The 3,963-nt window shown below is 37.2% G+C and carries 2 protein-coding genes and 1 pseudogene; all 3 read left to right on the forward strand.

Annotated features, from left to right (window positions below; translation table 11 throughout):
* Window positions 1-124, forward strand: a pseudogene (locus tag HT719_RS07845) (restriction endonuclease subunit S); the annotation flags it as partial.
* A gap of 29 nt (window positions 125-153) precedes the next feature.
* Window positions 154-3,504, forward strand: a complete 3,351-nt coding sequence (locus HT719_RS07850; RefSeq protein ID WP_172928786.1) for a DEAD/DEAH box helicase family protein — start codon at window positions 154-156, stop codon at window positions 3,502-3,504.
* A gap of 271 nt (window positions 3,505-3,775) precedes the next feature.
* Window positions 3,776-3,928, forward strand: coding sequence for a hypothetical protein (locus HT719_RS07855; protein ID WP_172928788.1), 153 nt, complete (start codon window positions 3,776-3,778; stop codon window positions 3,926-3,928).
* Window positions 3,929-3,963 lie beyond the last annotated feature (35 nt).

Raw genomic sequence — 3,963 nt, forward strand, 5'->3', positions numbered from 1 at the left:
TTTCCCCCCTCTAGCCCTCCAAAATGAGTTCGCAGACTTTGTAGCCCAGGTCGACAAATCACAATTTGCTTGTGAGATAGCTATAAAAGTGTGGAGAAATAGCTTGAAATTTAGTATAATATAGCTAAACTATTTGTTTAAAGTGAGAAAAAAATGGGAAATTTTAGCTTTCTTTTAAAAAATGACGAATATGAATCTTTTTCAAAACCTTGCATTGAAGCTGAGAATATGATTGCTACATCAACTGTGGCAACTGCCTTTATGGCGCGTCGTGCTTTAGAGCAGGCTGTCCATTGGATATATAGTCACGATTCATATTTAGAAGCTCCCTATCGTGCTACTCTATCTTCTTTAGTATGGGATGATGATTTTAGGGATATCGTAGATTCTGAACTCCACAAGCAGATAGTTCTGTTGATTCGGTGGGGAAACCATGCTGCTCATGGTGGTGAAATTAAGGAACGAGAAGCGATTTTAGCTTTGCATCATTTGTATCAGTTTGTTAATTTTATCGATTATTGTTACAGCAATGAGTTTGTGGAGCGTTATTTTGATGAGAAGTGCTTACCACTTTCAGCAAACATCAAATACCGAGAAACTCCACAATCTATGATAAAGTTACAAGACAGTTTACCAGAACTGCCTGATTTTCATGAACAGATGGCTGCTCAGTCCGTAGAAGTTCAAGAGACTTATACTGAAAAACGTGAGACTGCAGCGCAACGGCAAGATGTGCCTTTCCATATTGATCAATTATCTGAGGCAGAGACAAGAAAGCTCTTTATTGATATCGATCTCCGTCTAGCAGGATGGATATTTGAAGAAAACTGTCGTGTTGAGATAGCTGTTGATGGTCTGAAGCACGGTTCAGGAATTGGTTACTGTGACTATGTACTTTATGGTAAAAATGGGAAAATTTTAGCGATTGTGGAGGCTAAAAAAGCCTCTGTCAATCCAGAAGTAGGGGAAGTACAGGTCAAAGAATATGCTGAAGCTCTGGAGAAACATATCGGCTATCAGCCAATTTGTTTTATTACAAATGGGTTGAAGCACTATATACTTGATGGTCCGAACCGCCGCCAGATTGCAGGCTTTTACTCTCAAGAAGAGTTGCAATTAGTGATGGATAGACGTCATCTTCAAAAACCACTTGAGGATATTTCTAGTAAAATTAGGGACGATATTTCCGGGCGTCACTACCAAAAACATGCGATTGCAAGCGTTTGTGAAGCTTTCTCTAATCATCGTAGACAGGCACTTTTGGTTATGGCAACTGGGGCGGGGAAAACTCGTACAGCAGTTTCTCTAGTTGATATCTTATCACGTCATAACTGGGTAAAAAACGTTCTCTTCTTAGCCGATAGAACTTCCTTGGTTAAGCAAGCATATGATTCGTTTAGAAAATTACTCCCAGATCTTTCCGTTTGTAACTTCTTAGAAGATAAAGAAGGATCTCAATCAAGTCGCATGGTCTTTTCAACTTATCCGACTATGATTGGAGCGATTAGTGGTCAAGAAGAAGTAAATCAACGCCCTTTCACTGTTGGGCATTTTGACCTTATCATAATTGACGAGTCTCACCGTTCTATTTATCAGAAATACAAGTCCATTTTTGATTATTTTGATGCAAGGATTGTAGGCTTAACAGCTACTCCGCGCCAAGATTTAGATAAAAACACCTATGGATTCTTTAATTTGGAGAATGGGGTTCCAACATATGCATATGATTTGGAAGAGGCTGTTAAAGACGGATATTTAGTAGCCTATCATTCTATCGAAACCAAACTGAAACTACCTACGGATGGTCTACATTATGATGATTTATCCGAAGAAGAAAAGGAACATTTTGATAGCAAATTTGAAGACGATAGCTGTGAAAAAGATATTGATGGGAGTGTGTTTAATTCCTTTATTTTCAATAAAAGTACAGTAGAAATTGTTTTAAATGAACTCATGACAAGAGGAATTCAGACAGCCTCGGGTGATGAAATTGGTAAAACTATTATTTTTGCTAAAAATCATGATCATGCGGAATATATCAGAGGTATTTTTAACAACCGCTATCCTGAAAAAGGGAGCGACTATGCTCAGGTGATTGATTATAGTATTAAGCATTATCAGACCTTGATTGATGATTTTAAAATTAAGGAGAAGTATCCTCAAATTGCAATTTCTGTCGATATGTTAGATACAGGTATTGATGTACCAGAGGTTGTTAATTTAGTCTTCTTCAAGAAAGTACGCTCCAAAACTAAGTTTTGGCAGATGATTGGTCGAGGAACCCGTCTATGTAAAGATTTATTTGGACCTGAGCAGGATAAGGAAAACTTCTTGGTATTTGATTATGGGGACAATTTTGATTATTTTCGTGCAGATCCAAGAGATGGAGAGGGTCGTCACATTGTTTCGTTGAGTCAGCGTTTATTTAATATCAAAGTGGACTTGATTCGAGAACTTCAGGGACTCCAATACCAAGAAGATCAGTTTGCTAGAGCATACCGTCAGGAGCTTGTTTCAGAACTTCAAGGTCGTATAGAGAGCTTAAATGAGTTGGACTTCAGGGTTCGTATGGTTTTAGATACAGTTTATAGCTATAGGAAATTGGAAAGTTGGCAAAATCTAACTGCTGTTACAAGTGAAACCATTCAAAACAATCTCTCTCCGCTTCTATTTGATGAAGATAAAGAAGATGAGATGGCGAGGAGATTTGATTTGTGCTTACTTCATATTCAGTTAGGGCAACTGACAGCTAAATCTTCTACTGTTCATATTTCCCAAGTGATGAAGACGGCTAGAGCTCTTTCTGCTATTGGCAATATCCCGCAGGTTTTTGAGCAGGCTGAAATTATCAGGAAAGTACAGGAGCCTGAATTTTGGAAAGAAGTTAGCTTGTCTGATTTGGAAAAAATTCGTCTTGCTATTCGAGATTTATTACAGTTTTTGGATAAAACAGACCGTAAACCCTACTATGTTAACTTTGAAGATCGTATACTCTCCACTGTTCACGAGACCACAGCATTTTTGCAGGTCAACGACCTTCGGTCTTACAATGAAAAAGTTGAGCATTACTTGAAAACTCATCTGGATGAAGAGTCCATTTCTAAGCTATACCATAATGAAAAGTTGACATCTGATGATGTGCTTGTACTTGAAAAATTGCTCTGGGAAAAATTAGGTAGTAAAGCAGACTACCAAAATCATTATGAAAATAAGGCAATTCCGAGATTGGTTCGTGAGATTATTGGCTTAGATAGAGAGTCTGCCAATCGTATTTTTTCTAAATTTTTGTCGGATGAGAACCTTAATGCCAGGCAGATTTCATTTGTAAAATTGATTGTAGACTACATTGTAGAAAATGGTTGCTTAGAGATGAAAGTGTTAACGCAAGAGCCATTTAAATCTCATGGATCTGTTCAACTACTCTTCCAACACCAACTACCAGTACTTCGTAATATTGTTCAAACCATTGAGCTCATCAATGATCGAGCTGGAGAAGTGGCTTAAATTCTAAAGTGATTGCCATGCTTGAGACTCATTTAAAATTAAAAAGAGTAGAAATTTATGTTATATATGAGAAGTTTTATTAGGAAGAATGTCATCGTTTTCCTAGAATACAGTATCAGTTGTTAAGTGGCTGATAAATTTCAAAGTAGATACTTGTACTACGATGTTTGTTGATTGAGTTATTAACAAAAGAGCTACTTTGATTTTAAAGAAATAGAAAACAAAAAGCTGAGCAAGAATTCAATTGCAGGAGAAAATGAAGTAATACTCAATGAAAATCAAAGATCAAACTAGGAAACTAGCTGCAGGCTGCTCAAAACACTGTTTTGAGATTGTAGATGAAACTGACGAAGTCAGTAACCATACCTACGGTAAGGCGAAGCTGACGTGGTTTGAAGAGATTTTTGGAAAGTATGAAGTTTAAAGAAAGGCCAAGATACGAAGATAATCTCCAATCAG

Origin of the sequence: Streptococcus sp. k-378 (assembly GCF_013277505.1) — a bacterium.
Taxonomy (GTDB): Bacteria; Bacillota; Bacilli; order Lactobacillales; family Streptococcaceae; genus Streptococcus; species Streptococcus pseudopneumoniae.

Excerpts from the sequence above, each read along its gene's own strand:
- HT719_RS07850 (WP_172928786.1), top strand. The coding sequence starts at position 154 with ATGGGAAATTTTAGCTTTCTTTTAAAAAATGACGAATATGAATCTTTT.
- HT719_RS07855 (WP_172928788.1), top strand. The coding sequence starts at position 3,776 with ATGAAAATCAAAGATCAAACTAGGAAACTAGCTGCAGGCTGCTCAAAA.